Raw genomic sequence first — 16,880 nt, 5'->3', positions numbered from 1 at the left:
ATCAGCGGGTGATGCCGCGGGTCGATACCTGGATCGAGTCACGGAATATCGCGACTTCCGGGAACAACGCCGACGGCTCGGCCAGTTCGGCCAGCGCCTGGTCAACCGTCAAGCCTTGGCGGTAAACCACCTTGTAGGCACGGCGCAGGGCGTGGATGGCTTCTTCGCTGAAACCACGACGGCGCATGCCTTCGAAGTTCATGCTGCGGGCTTCGGCCGGGTTGCCGAACACGGTGACGAACGCCGGGACGTCCTTGCCGATGGCGGTGCCCATGCCGGAAAAGCTGTGGGCGCCGATATGGCAGTACTGATGCACCAGGGTAAAACCGGACAAAATCGCCCAATCGTCAACATGCACATGACCGGCCAACGCGGTGTTGTTGACCAGGATGCAGTGGTTACCGATCACGCTGTCGTGGCCGATGTGGGCATAGGCCATGACCAGGTTGTGGTCGCCCAGCGTGGTCTCGGCACGATCCTGCACGGTGCCACGGTGAATGGTCACGCCTTCTCGGATGATGTTGTGGTCACCGATTACCAGGCGTGTTTCTTCACCCTTGTACTTCATGTCCGGGGTGTCTTCGCCTACCGAGGAAAACTGGTAGATGCGATTGTGTTTGCCAATGCGGGTCGGACCTTTGAGGATCACGTGTGGCCCGATGACAGTCCCCTCGCCGATTTCAACACCTGCGCCGATGATCGACCAAGGGCCGACCTCAACGTCGGCGGCCAGCACGGCCGACGGATCGATGATTGCGCGAGGGTCAATCAAACTCATAGTTTGCGTTCCGCACAGATGATCTCGGCAGAGCACACCGGCTTGCCATCCACCGAGGCCTGGCACTCAAACTTCCAGATCTGGCGTTTGCAGCTGATGAATTTGGCTTCCAGGATCAACTGGTCACCCGGGGTGACAGGATTGCGGAAACGCAACTTGTCGGAACCCACGAAATAGTAAAGCGTGCCATCGGCAGGCTTGAGGTCGAGCATTTTGAAACCAAGGATACCGGCAGCCTGGGCCATCGCCTCAATGATCAACACGCCCGGCATGATTGGATGCGCGGGAAAGTGACCGTTGAAGAACGGTTCGTTGATGCTGACATTCTTGTAGGCACGAATGCGCTTTTCCTCGACATTGAGGTCCACTACACGGTCCACCAGCAGGAACGGGTAACGGTGAGGCAGGTATTCGCGAATCTCGTTGATGTCCATCATTTCGGGGGGAAGCCTGTAATAAAGATTGGGGGCGGACTAAAAGCACGCCCCGCTAGCAAATCAAGGAGGCAAGTCTAGCGGCTGTGCACACTTGATATGGAAATGGTATCAGCCTTCTGATGAAGCATTACCGCCAGGGGTCACGTCACCAACACGCTTTTCCAGCTGTTTGAGACGTCGAGCCATGTCATCCAGATGCCTCAAGCGTGCTGCACTCTTGCGCCATTCAGCTGCGGGCTGCATGGCCGTACCGGAAGAATAGGCGCCTGGCTCGGTAATCGAGTGGGTCACCATGGTCATGCCGGTAATGAAGACGTTGTCGCAAATTTCGATGTGGCCCACCAGCCCAACGCCACCGGCGAGCATGCAATGCTTGCCGATCTTGGTGCTGCCGGAGATACCGACACAGGCGGCCATGGCGGTGTGATCGCCAATCTGTACGTTGTGGGCGATCTGGATCTGGTTGTCGAGCTTCACGCCATTACCGATCACGGTATCGGCCAAGGCCCCGCGATCGACAGCCGTGTTCACGCCAATTTCCACATCGTCGCCGATCAACACACCGCCGACCTGGGCGATCTTGTTCCAGATGCCCTTCGAGTTGGCAAAGCCAAAGCCTTCCCCACCGATCACGGCACCCGATTGAATCACCACGCGCTCGCCAATACGCACATCGTGGTACAGGGTCACACGAGGAGCCAGCCAACCGCCGGCGCCGATTTCACAACGTGCACCGATGAAGCAATGTGCACCGACCGTGACACCGGCAGCAATCCGCGCACCGCTCTCGATCACCGCAAAGGCGCCAATGCTGGCCGCAGGGTCAACCTGGGCATCATCGGCGATGACTGCAGACGGATGAATACCGGCAGCAGCCTTGGGTTTCGGGTCAAACAGGTGCGAAGCACGCGCGTAAGCCAGGTACGGGTCGGCCACCACCAGCGCATCCCCGGCAAACCCTTCGGCGTCAGCGGCTTTCAGCAACACGGCTGCAGCTTGGCTGTCGACGAGGTATTTACGGTACTGAGGATTTGCGAGGAAGCTCAACTGAGCTGGGCCAGCCTCCTGCAAGGTGGCTAGCCCAGTGATTTCTTTCTCCGGGGAGCCGCGCAAGTCGGCCCCCAGGAACTCGGCCAACTCGCCGAGTTTGATAGTCGCGGTCATGGCTTACTTCAGCTGGTTCATGCGCTCGATCACCTGACGGGTGATGTCGTATTGAGGCTTGACGTCGATCACGGCGCCGCGCTCGAACACCAGGTCAAAGGCACCTTTCTTGATGACTTCTTCCACGGCGCTGTCGAGTTTCGGCTTCAGCTGCTTGAGCATTTCACGGTCAGCAACAGCCTTGGCTTCGTTCAGTTCCTTGGACTGGAACTGGTAGTCACGGGCTTTTTGCTTGAATTCAAGCTCCAGACGCTCGCGCTCGCCTTGCTGCATCTTGTCGCCACCGGCAACCAGACGATCCTGGATACCCTTGGCGCTGCTTTCCAGGGTCTTGAGCTTGGTCAGTTGCGGACCGAATTTCTTCTCGGCATCCACGGCGTACTTCTTGGCCGCATCGGATTCCAGCAGGGCCATCTGATAGTTCAGGACGGCGATTTTCATTTCGGCGAAGGCCGGGGTGGTTACCAGCACGGTGGCCAGCAGAACCAATTGAGTCAACTTACGCACGATGTACTCCTACAGAATCCGTTGTCGTTATCTTGGGTCAGACGCTTAGAACGTCTGGCCGAGGGAGAATTGGAAAATCTGGGTTTCAGCGTTATCCGGTTTCTTGATCGGCATGGCCAGAGCAAAGCTCAACGGGCCAAGCGCGGTCACCCAGGTAACACCCACACCGACGGAGCTCGCCAGGTTGCTCAGGCTCACATCGTTGCACTGGGTCTTGGATTTCACACCGCTTGGGTTTGTGATCTGCTCGCACTTGGAGTCGAACACGTTACCCACGTCCCAGAATACCGAAGTACGCAGGGAGCGCTGATCCTTGACGAATGGCAGCGGGAACAGAATCTCCGCACCACCCTGGATCAACACGTTACCACCGAACGGCAGCGGGTCGTTGTCGGAGTCCGCCACGGTGCCCTGGTTACCGGTGATCGTCGCACCACGGCTTGGAGTACCACGTGGACCCAAGGTGCTGTCCTTGAAACCACGTACGGAGTTGAAGCCACCCGCATAGTAGTTCTCATAGAACGGCAGACCATTGGTCGAACCATAACCGTCGCCATAACCCAGCTCAGTGTGCAGGCGCATGGTGTAGTTGTCGCTCAACGGCTGGAACAGCTGGCCGCGGTAATCAAGCTTGAAGAACGACAGATCGCTGCCCGGCGTGGTGGCTTCCAGGGTCAGGCTCTGGGAATGACCACGGGTTGCCAGTACGCCTTTGTTCAAGGTGGACTCGGACCAGCCGGCCGACGCCTTGAAGTTCAGGAACTTGTCGCCTTCGGTACGCACGAAGTTGAAGATTTCGTCCACGGTGTAGACACCGGTCTTGATCTCATCCTGTTGCGCGGTCAGGCCGAAGGTCAGACGCGAGGTCTCACTGATCGGGTAACCAATGTTCACGCCAGCACCCAGGCTGTCGATCGCATAGCTTGCAACGTCAACGTCGAGGTCTTTGTAGTCGGTGGTGCGGTAGAAGGCGTTGTAGCCCAGGCTCACGCCATCAGCAGTCCAGTAGGGGTCGACATAACCGAAGTTATAGCGGCTCTGGTATTCGCTGCGGGTCAGGCCGATGGAAACCTTGTTACCGGTACCGAGGAAGTTGTTCTGGGTAATCGAGCCACCGAGGATCAGGCCGGCACTCTGTGCGAAGCCGACGCTCGCGGTGATCGAACCCGACGCTTGTTCTTCTACGGCGTAGTTCACGTCAACCTGGTCATCCACACCCGGTACCGCTGGGGTTTCGACGTTCACTTCCTTAAAGAAGCCCAGGCGCTCAAGACGGGTCTTGGACTGGTCGATCAGGTAGGTCGAAGCCCAGCCACCTTCCATCTGGCGCATTTCACGACGCAGCACTTCGTCCGCAGACTTGGTGTTGCCACGGAAGTTGATGCGGTTCACGTAGGCACGCTTGCCTGGATCGACGACAAAGGTGATATCCACAGTGTGGTCATCATCGTGCGGAGTCGGCACGCCGTTGACGTTGGCGAAGGTATAACCTTCGTTACCCAGGCGACGGGTGATCAGCTCAGAGGTAGTGGTCATCAGCTTGCGCGAGAACACCTGGTCCTTCTGCACCAGCAGCAGGGCCTTGACCTGGTCTTCAGGTACTTTCAGGTCGCCGCTCAGCTTAACGTCACGAACCTTGTACTTCTCGCCTTCGTTGACGTTGACGGTGATGTAGACGTGTTTCTTGTCCGGGGTGATGGACACCTGGGTGGAGGCGATATCCATGTTGATATAGCCACGGTCCAGGTAGTAGGAACGCAGGCGCTCCAGGTCACCGGAGAGTTTTTCACGAGCGTACTTGTCATCGTTCTTGAAGAACGACAACCAGTTGGTGGTCTTCAGCTCGAACAGATCGATCAGGTCGTCATCAGCGAACTTGGTGTTGCCCACCACGTTGATGTGCTGAATGGCCGCCACGGTGCCTTCGTTGATGTTGACCTTGAGGCCGACACGGTTACGAGGCTGTGGGATCACTTCGGTTTCCACGGACGCCGAATAGCGGCCCTGGGCAACGTACTGGCGTTGCAGTTCGTTACGCACACCTTCAAGGGTGGCGCGCTGGAAGATCTCGCCCTCGGCCAGGCCGGATTGCTTGAGACCCTTCATCAGGTCTTCAGTAGAGATCGCCTTGTTGCCTTCGATCTCGATACTGGCGACGGAAGGTCGCTCAACCACGGTGATGACCAGGACGTTGCCTTCGCGACCCAGTTGGATATCTTGAAAGAAACCGGTTTTGAACAGCGCACGAGTGGATTCCACCAGGCGACGATCATCAGCCTGTTCCCCGACGTTCAACGGCAGCGCACCAAAGACGCTACCCGCGGAAACCCGCTGGAGGCCGTTGACGCGAATATCGGAGATGGTGAAGGACTCGGCGTGAACTTCGGCGATCATCAATACGGTGAGAACCGCAGTTAGCAGCAGACGTTTCATGAAGTCCTTTCTTATTCCAACTGGCAATAAACAAACTGCCGCAAAATGCGGCAGATTCGCAATTCAGCGAAGCGTTACAGACGTCCCAGATCGTTGACCAGAGCTAACAACATCACCCCGACCACCAAACTGATACCGATCTGTATCCCCCAACCCTGCACCCGATCCGACAAGGGGCGACCACGCACCCACTCGACCAGATAAAACAACAGATGCCCCCCATCCAATACTGGAATGGGCAGCAAATTCAGAACACCCAGGCTAATACTCAGATAAGCCAGGAAATTCAGGAAATCTGCGACACCCGACTGGGCAGAAGCGCCCGCCACTTTAGCAATGGTTATCGGTCCACTCAAGTTTTTTACCGAGAGCTCGCCGAACAACATTTTCTTCAGGGATTCGAGGGTCAGTACACTCATGGTCCAGGTACGTTTCGCACCCTCGCCAATCGCCTCCAAAGGCCCGAAACTGACCTCGCGCAGCATGGAGGGCGGCCACTCCGGACTCTTCACCCCGGCACCGAGGTAACCCCCGGCCGCCTTGGCCTCCCCACGCAACGACAAGGTCACGGGGACGTCGATTTGAGCACCTTCGCGCTCGACTTTCAGCACAATCTTGGTATCAGGGCGTACACGCACCAGGTCGACCACTTGCTGCCAGTCGCCCAGCGCCTGGCCGTCCAGGGCCAACAGACGGTCACCGGTTTTCAGCCCGGCAGCCTGGGCCGGACCTTTCGGATCCAGCTCGGCGAGTACCGGCGGCAAGCTCGGACGCCAGATACGAATACCCAGCGACTTGATCGGATCGGGCTCATCGGCGCCCTGCAACCAGCGATGCAGCACCAGTTCACGCGGGGTCTCGGCGGTCGAGTCTTGCTCGCGCACCACTACCTTGACGGTACCGCTCTCGCCAAGGCGTCGCACCAGCTGCAAGTTGACCGCGCCCCAACCGGTGGTCGGCTCGCCATCAATCGCAACAATTTCCTGGCCTGCGGCCAAACCGGCCTTGGCGGCAATGCTGTCGGCTTCGACCGCGCCGATGACCGGGCGCACTTGCTCGCTGCCGAGCATGGCCAAGACCCAGAAAAAAAACATCGCCAACAGGAAGTTGGCGATCGGCCCGGCAGCAACGATGGCAATTCGCTGACGAACGGTCTTGCGATTGAAGGATTGGTCTAACTGATCGGCCGGCACTTCGCCTTCGCGCTCATCGAGCATCTTGACGTAGCCACCCAACGGGATCGCCGCGATCACGAATTCGGTGCCTTGGCGGTCGTGCCAGCGCAACAGCGGCATGCCGAAACCGACGGAAAAGCGCAATACCTTGACGCCGCAGCGACGCGCGACCCAGAAATGGCCGAATTCGTGGAAGGTAACCAGCACACCCAGAGCAACCAGGGTGCCGACAATCATGTAGAGCGCACTCATCTAATTTCTCCGCATTCCAATCCAGTGCCTGAAGGCTCAAACCCGGCCACAGGCTAACGCGCGTTGCGGTTCAACCATTGCTCGGCCAGGGCCCGGGCCTTTGTATCAGCCTCGAACACCGCCGCCAAATCATCGACCGCGACCACAGGCTCAAGGCCCAGGACGTCCTCGATGATACTCGCGATCTGCGGAAAGCGGATGCGTCCTTCGAGAAACGCCGCCACCGCCACTTCATTCGCCGCATTGAGCATCGCCGGCGCGCTGTTGCCCGCCTCTGCCGCTTGCCGCGCCAGGCGCAGGCAAGGAAAGCGCTGCTCGTCCGGCGCTTCAAAGTCCAGGCGGGCAATGGCAAACAAGTCCAATGGCGCCACGCCGGAATCAATCCGCTCAGGCCAGGCAAGGGCGTTGGCGATCGGCGTACGCATATCGGGGTTGCCCAATTGCGCCAAAACCGAACCATCCACGTAATCGACGAGGGAATGAATCACACTTTGAGGGTGAATCACCACCTCGACTTGATCAGGCCGTGCATCAAACAGCCAGCATGCCTCGATCAACTCCAGGCCTTTGTTCATCATGCTCGCCGAATCCACGGAGATCTTGCGCCCCATGGACCAGTTCGGGTGGGCACACGCCTGGTCAGGCGATACGTGCTCCAGCTCAGCCAATGGCGTCTGCCGAAACGGGCCACCGGAGGCCGTCAGAAGAATCCGACGCACGCCCACCTGGCTCAAGCCTCGGGCAAAATCACTGGGCATGCACTGGAAGATCGCATTGTGCTCGCTGTCGAGCGGCAGCAATACGGCGCCGCTCTTGCGCACCGCCTGCATAAAGAGGGTGCCGGACATCACCAGCGCCTCTTTATTGGCCAGCAAAATCTTCTTGCCCGCATCCACAGCCGCCAGGGTTGGGCGCAGGCCCGCAGCACCGACAATGGCCGCTACGACGGTATCCACCTCGGCATCCGCCGAAACCTGGCAAAGGCCCTCCTCGCCCACCAGCACCTGAGTCGCCAGGCCCGCAGCCCGCAGGTCATCCTGCAAGCCTCGGGCAACAGCGGCCTCAGGCACCACGGCAAAGCGTGGCGCATGGCGCACACACAGGGCCAGCAACTCGCTCAGGCGCGAGTAGCCGGTCAGGGCAAACACCTGATAGCGCTCAGGATGACGAGCAATCACATCCAGGGTGCTCAGGCCGACCGAGCCGGTAGCGCCCAGCACGGTCACTTGTTGCAAGCGGCTCACGACGCGATCATCCACAGCAGCACGGCAAAGATCGGAATCGCGGCCGTCAGGCTATCGATGCGGTCCAGTACACCGCCGTGACCCGGCAGCAGGTTACTGCTGTCCTTAATCCCGGCCTGGCGCTTGAACATGCTTTCGGTGAGGTCACCCACCACCGAGATAAATACGACGATGCCCGTGCCCAGCAAGCCGAGGAAAATCTCCTTCACCGACCAGTCGCGCACCACACCGACAGCCAGCGTGATCGCCAACGTCAACGCCAGGCCGCCGTACACACCTTCCCAGCTCTTGCCCGGGCTGACAGCCGGCGCGAGCTTGCGCTTGCCGAACGCCCGACCGGAGAAGTAGGCACCGATATCAGCACCCCACACCAACACCATCACGGCCAGGATCAACTCGTTACCGATGGGGTAACGCTTGATTTCCACCAGCCCTTGCCAAGCCGGCAACAGGATCAACAGACCAATCACCAGCTTGCAGGCGACGCTGGACCACTGGCTGCTGGTACGCGGAAACGTCAGCACCAGGAAGGTTGCCAACGCCCACCACAAGACTGCCGCCCCCAGCACCCAGGGCGCGATGTCCGGCAGGATGTACATCAGGAACAACAGCAGTGCCACGACAGCAGCGTACGCCACGCGCGGCAACTGGCTGGTGAAGCCCGCCAGGCGCGCCCACTCCCAAGCCCCGAGGGTCACAACCAGGCCGATAAACAGCGCAAAGCTGGAGCCGTCGAGCAGGAAAAACCCACACAGGGCAATCGGCAGCAGGATCAGTGCTGTGATGATTCGTTGTTTAAGCATTTAAACCCGGGCTCCAGCTTCGATCTGCTCGCTTGTTTTACCAAAGCGACGCTGACGGGAAGCGAAATCAGCCAGCGCATTGCGCATGGCATCGTGTTTGAAGTCCGGCCAGAACAGGTCGGAGAAGTACAGCTCGGTATAGGCCAACTGCCACAACAGGAAGTTGCTGATGCGGTGCTCGCCCCCGGTGCGGATGCACAAGTCGGGCAACGGCAGGTCGCCGGTCACCAGGCAGGTTTGCAACAATTCGGGCGTGATGTCGTCCGGGCGCAGATGACCGGCCTGCACTTCGCGGGCGAGCCGCTGTGCTGCCTGGGCAATGTCCCACTGGCCGCCGTAGTTGGCTGCAATTTGCAACACAAAACGGTTGGCACCGGCAGTAATGGCCTCAGCCTCGCGCATGGCCGCCTGCAGCTCTGGATGGAACCGTGAACGGTCACCGATGATACGCAGGCTGATATTGTTGTCATTGAGGCGCTTGGCCTCACGACGCAGGGCCTTGAAGAACAGATCCATCAAGGCACTGACTTCTTCGGCAGGGCGCTGCCAGTTTTCACTGGAGAAGGCAAAGAGGGTCAGAACCTCGACCTTGGCCTCGGCGCACACCTCAATCACAGCCCGCACCGCATCGACACCCGCTTTATGCCCGGCAACACCCGGCATAAAGCGTTTCTTCGCCCAGCGATTATTCCCATCCATGATGATCGCGACATGGCGCGGCACCACAGAGGGTACAGTCTGCTTGGTCTTTTCCATGAAGGCGTCCTGACCCCTTATACGGCCATCAGGTCCTTTTCTTTTTCTTCGGTGGCCTTGGTGATCTGGGCCTCGGCATCTTTGGTCAACTTGTCGATATCGGCGACGGCACGGCGCTCTTCGTCTTCGCTGATTTCCTTGTCCTTGACCAGTTTCTTCAGATCACCCAGTGCATCACGACGGATGTTGCGTACAGCAACACGTGCGTCTTCGGCGGCACTGCGCGCCTGCTTGGTGAAGCCCTTGCGGGTTTCTTCGGTCAGGGCTGGCATGGAGATCAGCAACAACTCGCCCAGGTTGGTCGGATTGAGGTTCAAACCGGCGCTCTGGATTGCCTTGTCGACCGCTGCGAGCATATTGCGCTCGAACGCCACCACTTGCAGGGTACGGGAGTCCTTCACGGTAACGTTGGCCACGCCGCTCAGCGGAGTGTCGGTGCCGTAGTAAGGCACCATCACGCTACCCAGGATGCTCGGGTGCGCCTTACCAGTGCGAATCTGGCCGAATGCGTGGCTCAGGGATTCCAGGGATTTCTGCATACGCGCCTGGGCGTCTTTCTTGATTTCGTTGATCATTGTTGGCCTTCCTCGATCAGAGTCCCTTCAGCGCCGCCGTGTACGATATTCAGCAGGGCGCCGGGCTTGTTCATGTTAAATACGCGCAGCGGCATCTTGTGGTCGCGGCACAGGCAGATTGCCGTCAGGTCCATCACACCCAGCTTGCGATCCAGCACTTCATCGTAGGTCAGATGATCGAACTTCTCGGCATGCGGGTCTTTGAATGGGTCAGCAGTGTATACACCATCAACCTTGGTTGCCTTGAGCACCACGTCGGCATCGATTTCGATCGCGCGCAGGCACGCAGCCGAATCGGTGGTGAAGAACGGGTTACCCGTGCCGGCAGCGAAGATCACCACTTCTTTCGAATTCAGGTGGCGCATGGCTTTGCGGCGATCATAGTGATCGGTCACGCCGACCATGGAAATAGCCGACATCACGATAGCCGAGATATTGGCACGCTCCAGGGCGTCACGCATGGCCAGGGCGTTCATCACAGTGGCCAGCATGCCCATATGGTCGCCAGTTACCCGATCCATACCGGCCGCACTCAGTGCCGCGCCGCGGAACAGGTTACCGCCACCAATCACCAGGCCGACCTGCACGCCGATGCCGACCAATTGGCCGACTTCCAGCGCCATGCGGTCGAGCACCTTGGGATCGATCCCGAACTCTTCCGAGCCCATCAGGGCCTCGCCGCTAAGCTTGAGTAGAATGCGTTTATAGCGAGCCTGATAACCACTGCCCTGCTGAGCCATTGCGAATCTCTCCTGCGGCGTATTTTAAAAATTCTTGGCGAGCCGTTTACGGCTTGCGTTCACTCTAGCTGGACGCTCTCACAGCGCCATCGGAACACGGCTTTGTAAGCCAGTTCCGGAGGGAAACCAAATAAAATTGGCCTTCCCATTTGAAAAGAGGCTGCGCGCGTGAGCGGGCAGCCTCTTTCGGGCGACAGTTGAAAACTGTCTTATTGCTTGGCGGCAGCCAGCTGGGCAGCAACTTCTTCAGCGAAGTTGTCGACCGGCTTCTCGATGCCTTCGCCTACTTTGAAGTAAGTGAAGGAAACGATTTCAGCACCGGCTTTCTTGGCCAGTTCGCCAACCTTGATTTCAGGGTTCTTGACGAACGCCTGCTCAACCAGGCTTGCTTCAGCCAGGAACTTGCTGATACGGCCTTTGACCATGTTCTCAACAATGTTTTCTGGCTTGCCTTTGATTTTTTCTTCGTTCAGCTGCAGGAACACAGCTTTTTCACGCTCGATCGCTTCGGCAGAAACTTCCGAAGGCAGCAGGAACTCAGGGTTGCTGGCCGCTACGTGCATAGCGATGTCTTTGGCCAGTTCAACGTTGCCGCCTTTCAGGACAACTGCAACACCGATCTTGTTGCCGTGCAGGTAACCACCAACAACATCACCTTCAACGCGAACCAGGCGACGGATGTTGACGTTTTCGCCAACCTTGCCGACCAGTACCAGGCGAGCAGCTTCTTGAGCTTCGATCAGAGGCTCAACGGTAGTCAGCTTGTCAGCGAATGCTTTTTCAACGCTAGCAGCTACGAACGCCTTGAAGTCGTCCTGCAGAGCCAGGAAGTCGGTCTGCGAGTTCACTTCCAGCAGAACAGCGGATTTGCCGTCTTCTTTCAGAGCGATCGCGCCTTCAGCAGCTACGTTGCCTGCTTTCTTGGCAGCCTTGATGGCGCCGGAAGCACGCATGTCATCAATGGCTTTTTCGATGTCGCCGTCAGCCTTTTCCAGGGCTTTCTTGCAATCCATCATGCCTTCGCCGGTACGCTCACGCAGTTCTTTAACCAACGCTGCAGTAATTGCTGCCATTTTCAAATTCCTCTTGGATAGGTTTTCAACCATTCCACCCGATCGAACGGGGGATCAATTCTTCCCGAATCACCCTTGTAGGCCGCTGCACGTTACAGATGTTGTAGCTGCGCTGCCGACAAATGGTTTTCGAGGTGGCAAAAAGGGGGCCAAGCCCCCTTTTTGCTTACTGAGTCAACGCCAGGGCGCTATTACTCAGCGGCAGCTACCGGAGCTTCTTCAACGAACTGCTCGGTACCGCCAGCAACGTGGTTGCGACCACGAATTACAGCGTCAGCCATCGAACCCATGTACAGCTGGATAGCGCGGATTGCGTCATCGTTGCCTGGGATGATGTAGTCAACGCCTTCTGGGCTGCTGTTGGTATCGACTACGCCGATAACAGGGATGCCCAGCTTGTTGGCTTCGGTGATCGCGATGCGCTCGTGATCAACGTCGATAACGAACAGTGCGTCAGGCAGACCGCCCATGTCCTTGATACCACCCAGGGAACGATCGAGCTTTTCCAGGTCACGGGAGCGCATCAGCGCTTCTTTCTTGGTCAGCTTGGCGAAAGTACCGTCTTCGGCTTGCACTTCAAGGTCACGCAGACGCTTGATGGAAGCACGGATGGTTTTGAAGTTGGTCAGCATGCCGCCCAACCAGCGGTGATCGACGTACGGCGAACCGCAACGTGCTGCTTCTTCAGCAACGATCTTGCCAGCGGAACGCTTGGTGCCGACGAACAGAATCTTGTTTTTGCCCTGGGCCAGGCGCTCTACGAAAGTCAGAGCTTCGTTGAACATTGGCAGGGTTTTTTCAAGGTTGATGATGTGGATCTTGTTACGTGCGCCGAAAATGTATTTACCCATTTTCGGGTTCCAGTAACGGGTCTGGTGACCGAAGTGCACACCGGCCTTCAGCATATCGCGCATGTTGACTTGGGACATGATAGTTCCTTAATAAGTCGGGTTTGGCCTCCACGTATCCCAATGACCAACCGGCGGCATCAAGGCCTCCGGCACCCAGGTCATCGTGTCGACACGTGTGTGGATTTAAGCTTCACGGGGTATCCCCGGAAAGCGGCGCATTTTATACCACAGCATCCGCCAAAACGAAACCCGCAATCGCATTTGCCGCCCACCGCGTTTACCCAACCCCTTGAATAGAGCCAACATCACCCTACCTTATAGAGAGAAGCGATCGTCAGGGGCTCATGATTTGCCGCCCACGTCTGCTAGAATCGCGTTTTTTGGGGCTTGTGCGAATTCTGTAACCTTTTGTCGCACGCCCGTGAACCGTATTGATTTCAGCGCGTCGCGCTAGAGAGAGCCTGTATGACCGTTAGTTTGAAAACCGCCGAAGACATTGCTGGCATGCGCATCGCCGGCAAACTGGCTGCCGACGTGCTGGAAATGATTGCCGAGCACGTCAAGCCCGGCGTCACCACCGAAACCCTGAACCAGATCTGCCATGACTACATCGTCAACGTGCAGGGCGCCATTCCTGCGCCGCTGAACTACAAGGGCTTCCCCAAGTCGATCTGCACCTCGGTCAACCACGTGGTCTGCCACGGCATTCCGGGCGACAAGCCGTTGAAGGACGGCGACACCCTGAACATCGACGTCACCGTGATCAAGGACCGCTACTTCGGCGACACCAGCCGCATGTTCCACGTCGGCACCGTACCGGTCTGGGCCGAGCGCCTGTCCCAGGTGACCCAGGAATGCATGTACAAGGCCATCGAAATCGTCAAGCCTGGCTGCCGCCTCGGCGACATCGGTGAAGTGATCCAGAAGCATGCGGAAAAGAACGGCTTCTCCGTCGTCCGCGAATTCTGCGGCCACGGTATCGGTACCGTGTTCCACGAAGAACCGCAGATCCTGCACTACGGCCGCGCCGGCACCGGCATGGAACTGAAAGCGGGCATGACCTTCACCATCGAGCCGATGATCAACCAGGGCAAGGCCGACACCAAGGTACTGGGCGACGGCTGGACCGCCATCACCAAGGACCGCAAGCTCTCGGCGCAGTGGGAACACACCCTGCTGGTCACCGAAACTGGCTACGAGATCTTCACCCTGCGCGCCGACGACACGATCCCACGCGTTTCGGCCTAAAGGTTGCTTTGGTTTTCCCACGTGGTGTTGTTGCTGACTGAATAGATAGAAAGGAAAACCGATCGATGCCCCAGGTGGATCCCGAACTCTTCGACCGTGGCCAGTTCCAGGCCGAACTGGCCCTGAAGGCGAGCCCCATCGCCGCCTTCAAGAAGGCGATCCGCCAGGCCCGCGAGGTGCTCGATGAGCGCTTTCGCAGCGGCCGGGACATCCGCCGGCTGATCGAGGACCGCGCCTGGTTCGTCGACAACATCCTGCAAAAGGCCTGGGAACAGTTCAACTGGAGTGAAGACGCCGATATCGCCCTGGTGGCCGTCGGCGGCTACGGCCGTGGCGAACTGCATCCCTACTCCGACATCGACCTGCTGATCCTGCTGGACAGCGCCGATCATGAGATCTTTCGCGATTCAATCGAGCGCTTTCTCACCTTGCTGTGGGACATCGGCCTGGAAGTCGGCCAGAGCGTTCGCTCGGTGGACGAATGCGCCGAAGAAGCCCGCGCCGACCTCACCGTCATCACCAACCTGATGGAAAGCCGCACCATTGCAGGCCCCGAGCGCCTGCGCCAGCGCATGCTCGAAGTCACCAGCACCGCGCACATGTGGCCGAGCAAGGACTTCTTCCTGGCCAAGCGTGCCGAGCAGAAGGCCCGGCATCACAAGTACAACGACACCGAATACAACCTGGAGCCCAACGTCAAAGGCTCGCCCGGCGGGCTGCGGGATATCCAGACAATCTTGTGGGTCGCCCGTCGCCAGTACGGCACCCTGAACCTGCGCGCCCTGGCCGGCGAAGGCTTCCTGGTAGAGAGCGAAAACGCCCTGCTGGCCTCGTCCCAGGAGTTCATCTGGAAAGTGCGCTACGCCCTGCACATGCTCGCAGGACGCGCCGAAGACCGCCTGCTGTTCGACCATCAACGCTCCATCGCCACCCTGCTGGGCTTTGAAGGCGAAGACGCGAAAACCAGCATCGAAAGTTTCATGCAGCAGTACTACCGGGTGGTCATGAGCATTGCCCAACTCAGCGACCTGATCATCCAGCACTTCGAAGAAGTGATCCTGGCCCCCGAAGACGAAGCGCCGCCGCAACCGATCAACGCGCGCTTCCAGCTGCACGACGGCTACATCGAGGCGCGCAACGACAACGTGTTCCGCCGCACGCCGTTCGCCATGCTGGAAATCTTCGTACTGATGGCCCAACAGCCGGAAATCAAAGGCGTGCGCGCCGACACCATCCGCCTGCTGCGCGAGCATCGTCACCTGATCGACGACGAATTCCGCAACGACATCCGCAACACCAGCCTGTTTATCGAGCTGTTCAAGTGCAAGATCGGCATCCACCGTAACCTGCGCCGGATGAACCGCTACGGCATCCTCGGGCGCTACCTGCCGGAGTTCGGTTTTATCGTCGGGCAGATGCAGCACGACCTGTTCCACATCTACACCGTGGACGCCCACACCCTGAACCTGATCAAGCACCTGCGTAAGTTGCAGTACACCCAGGTATCAGAGAAATTCCCGCTGGCCAGCAAGCTCATGGCCAAGCTGCCCAAGCCCGAACTGATCTACCTGGCCGGCCTGTACCACGACATCGGCAAGGGCCGCCATGGCGATCACTCGGAAGTCGGCGCCGTCGATGCCGAGGCGTTCTGCCAGCGCCACCAACTACCGCTGTGGGACAGCCGCCTGATCGTCTGGCTGGTGCAGAACCACCTGGTGATGTCCACCACCGCCCAGCGCAAGGACTTGTCCGACCCGCAGGTGATCCACGACTTCGCAGGCATAGTCGGCGACGAGACCCGTCTCGATTACTTGTACGTGCTGACCGTCTCCGACATCAACGCCACCAACCCGACGCTGTGGAACTCCTGGCGCGCCAGCCTGTTGCGCCAGCTCTACACCGAGACCAAGCGCGCCCTGCGCCGTGGCCTGGAAAACCCGGTGGACCGCGAAGAACAGATCCGCCGCACCCAAAGCGCCGCCCTGGATATCCTCGTGCGCGGCGGCAACGACCCGGACGACGTCGAACAACTGTGGTCGCAACTGGGTGACGATTATTTCCTGCGCCACACCGCTGGCGATGTGGCCTGGCACAGCGACGCGATCTTGCAACAACCGGCTGATGGCGGCCCGCTGGTACTGATCAAAGAGACCACCCAGCGCGAATTCGAAGGCGGCACGCAGATCTTCATCTATGCGCCCGACCAGCACGACTTCTTCGCCGTGACCGTGGCGGCCATGGACCAGCTCAACCTGAACATCCATGACGCGCGAGTGATCACCTCCAGCAGCCAGTTCACCCTCGACACCTATATCGTGCTCGACACCGAGGGCGAGTCCATCGGCGACAACCCGGCACGGGTGAAAAAGATCCGCGAGGGCCTGACCGAGGCCCTGCGCAACCCTGACGACTACCCGACCATCATCCAGCGCCGGGTACCGCGCCAGCTCAAGCATTTTGCGTTTGCGCCGCAGGTGACCATCTCCAACGACGCCCAGCGCCCGGTCACCGTACTGGAACTCAGCGCGCCGGATCGCCCCGGCCTGCTGGCGCGCATCGGCGGGATTTTCCTGGAATTCGACCTGTCGTTGCAGAACGCCAAGATTGCGACCCTCGGCGAGCGCGTGGAAGACGTGTTCTTCATCACCGACGCCGACAACCAGCCGCTGTCCGACCCTGAGCTGTGCCTGCGTTTGCAGGAAGCCATCGTCCAGCAGTTGAGCGTGACCCAGGAACCCGGCGTCGAACTGACACGCCTGACTATTTGAATTGTTAACTGTGTGAACACGACCTCTGTGGGAGCTGGCTTGCCTGCGATGGCATCGCCGCGGTCCAACAGCTACA

The 16,880-nt window shown here is 58.9% G+C and carries 15 protein-coding genes; 2 read left to right on the top strand and 13 right to left on the bottom strand.

What is annotated here, in order from left to right; all coding sequences use genetic code 11:
- Position 1: 1 nt before the first annotated feature.
- The 13 genes from lpxA to rpsB form a co-directional block, all read right to left on the bottom strand.
- Entirely contained in the window at positions 2–778 is a 777-nt protein-coding gene (gene lpxA, locus ACU688_RS09035; protein ID WP_448184437.1) for an acyl-ACP--UDP-N-acetylglucosamine O-acyltransferase, read from the bottom strand.
- Complete coding sequence (gene fabZ / locus ACU688_RS09030) at positions 775–1,215, bottom strand: 3-hydroxyacyl-ACP dehydratase FabZ (protein WP_003172281.1); 441 nt, start codon at positions 1,213–1,215, stop codon at positions 775–777. The genes lpxA and fabZ overlap by 4 nt, the downstream gene beginning before the upstream one ends.
- Before the next feature lie 108 nt (positions 1,216–1,323).
- Complete coding sequence (gene lpxD / locus ACU688_RS09025; protein ID WP_448184436.1) at positions 1,324–2,379, bottom strand: UDP-3-O-(3-hydroxymyristoyl)glucosamine N-acyltransferase; 1,056 nt, start codon at positions 2,377–2,379, stop codon at positions 1,324–1,326.
- A gap of 3 nt (positions 2,380–2,382) precedes the next feature.
- The gene (locus tag ACU688_RS09020; RefSeq protein WP_003172279.1) at positions 2,383–2,886 is read right to left on the bottom strand and encodes an OmpH/Skp family outer membrane protein; all 504 of its coding nucleotides are present in this window, start codon (positions 2,884–2,886) and stop codon (positions 2,383–2,385) included.
- Positions 2,887–2,931: 45 nt separating this feature from the next.
- A complete protein-coding gene (gene bamA, locus ACU688_RS09015) occupies positions 2,932–5,319 on the bottom strand; it encodes an outer membrane protein assembly factor BamA (protein ID WP_448184435.1) in 2,388 nt (795 codons plus the stop codon).
- 74 nt (positions 5,320–5,393) lie between these two features.
- The gene (gene rseP, locus ACU688_RS09010) at positions 5,394–6,746 is read right to left on the bottom strand and encodes a sigma E protease regulator RseP (RefSeq protein ID WP_448184434.1); all 1,353 of its coding nucleotides are present in this window, start codon (positions 6,744–6,746) and stop codon (positions 5,394–5,396) included.
- Between the two features lie 53 nt (positions 6,747–6,799).
- The gene (gene ispC / locus ACU688_RS09005; protein ID WP_448184433.1) at positions 6,800–7,990 is read right to left on the bottom strand and encodes a 1-deoxy-D-xylulose-5-phosphate reductoisomerase; all 1,191 of its coding nucleotides are present in this window, start codon (positions 7,988–7,990) and stop codon (positions 6,800–6,802) included.
- Positions 7,987–8,793 (bottom strand): phosphatidate cytidylyltransferase, encoded by an 807-nt coding sequence (locus tag ACU688_RS09000; protein WP_448184432.1) that lies wholly within the window; start codon positions 8,791–8,793, stop codon positions 7,987–7,989. Before ACU688_RS09000 ends, ispC begins: the two co-directional genes overlap by 4 nt.
- Complete coding sequence (gene uppS / locus ACU688_RS08995; protein WP_016974405.1) at positions 8,794–9,549, bottom strand: polyprenyl diphosphate synthase; 756 nt, start codon at positions 9,547–9,549, stop codon at positions 8,794–8,796. It lies immediately after the preceding gene.
- 17 nt (positions 9,550–9,566) lie between these two features.
- Entirely contained in the window at positions 9,567–10,124 is a 558-nt protein-coding gene (gene frr, locus ACU688_RS08990) for a ribosome recycling factor (RefSeq protein WP_017529696.1), read from the bottom strand.
- A complete protein-coding gene (gene pyrH, locus ACU688_RS08985) occupies positions 10,121–10,864 on the bottom strand; it encodes a UMP kinase (RefSeq protein WP_003189161.1) in 744 nt (247 codons plus the stop codon). Before pyrH ends, frr begins: the two co-directional genes overlap by 4 nt.
- Before the next feature lie 209 nt (positions 10,865–11,073).
- On the bottom strand, positions 11,074–11,937 hold the full coding sequence (tsf, locus tag ACU688_RS08980; RefSeq protein WP_017739118.1) for a translation elongation factor Ts: 864 nt from the start codon (positions 11,935–11,937) through the stop codon (positions 11,074–11,076).
- 191 nt (positions 11,938–12,128) lie between these two features.
- Positions 12,129–12,866 (bottom strand): 30S ribosomal protein S2, encoded by a 738-nt coding sequence (gene rpsB / locus ACU688_RS08975; protein WP_003189158.1) that lies wholly within the window; start codon positions 12,864–12,866, stop codon positions 12,129–12,131.
- 387 nt (positions 12,867–13,253) lie between these two features.
- Here rpsB and map point away from each other — a divergent pair, with 387 nt between their 5' ends.
- Positions 13,254–14,036 carry a type I methionyl aminopeptidase gene (gene map / locus ACU688_RS08970; RefSeq protein WP_012722594.1) on the top strand — a complete coding sequence of 261 codons (783 nt, stop codon included), beginning with the start codon at positions 13,254–13,256 and terminating at the stop codon, positions 14,034–14,036.
- Positions 14,037–14,101: 65 nt separating this feature from the next.
- Entirely contained in the window at positions 14,102–16,804 is a 2,703-nt protein-coding gene (locus tag ACU688_RS08965) for a [protein-PII] uridylyltransferase (RefSeq protein ID WP_448184431.1), read from the top strand.
- Positions 16,805–16,880 lie beyond the last annotated feature (76 nt).

It is taken from the genome of Pseudomonas acericola (SeqCode), assembly GCF_053456465.1.
The sequence above is the reverse complement of the archived record's forward strand: the minus strand, read 5'-3'. Positions and strand labels throughout refer to the sequence as shown.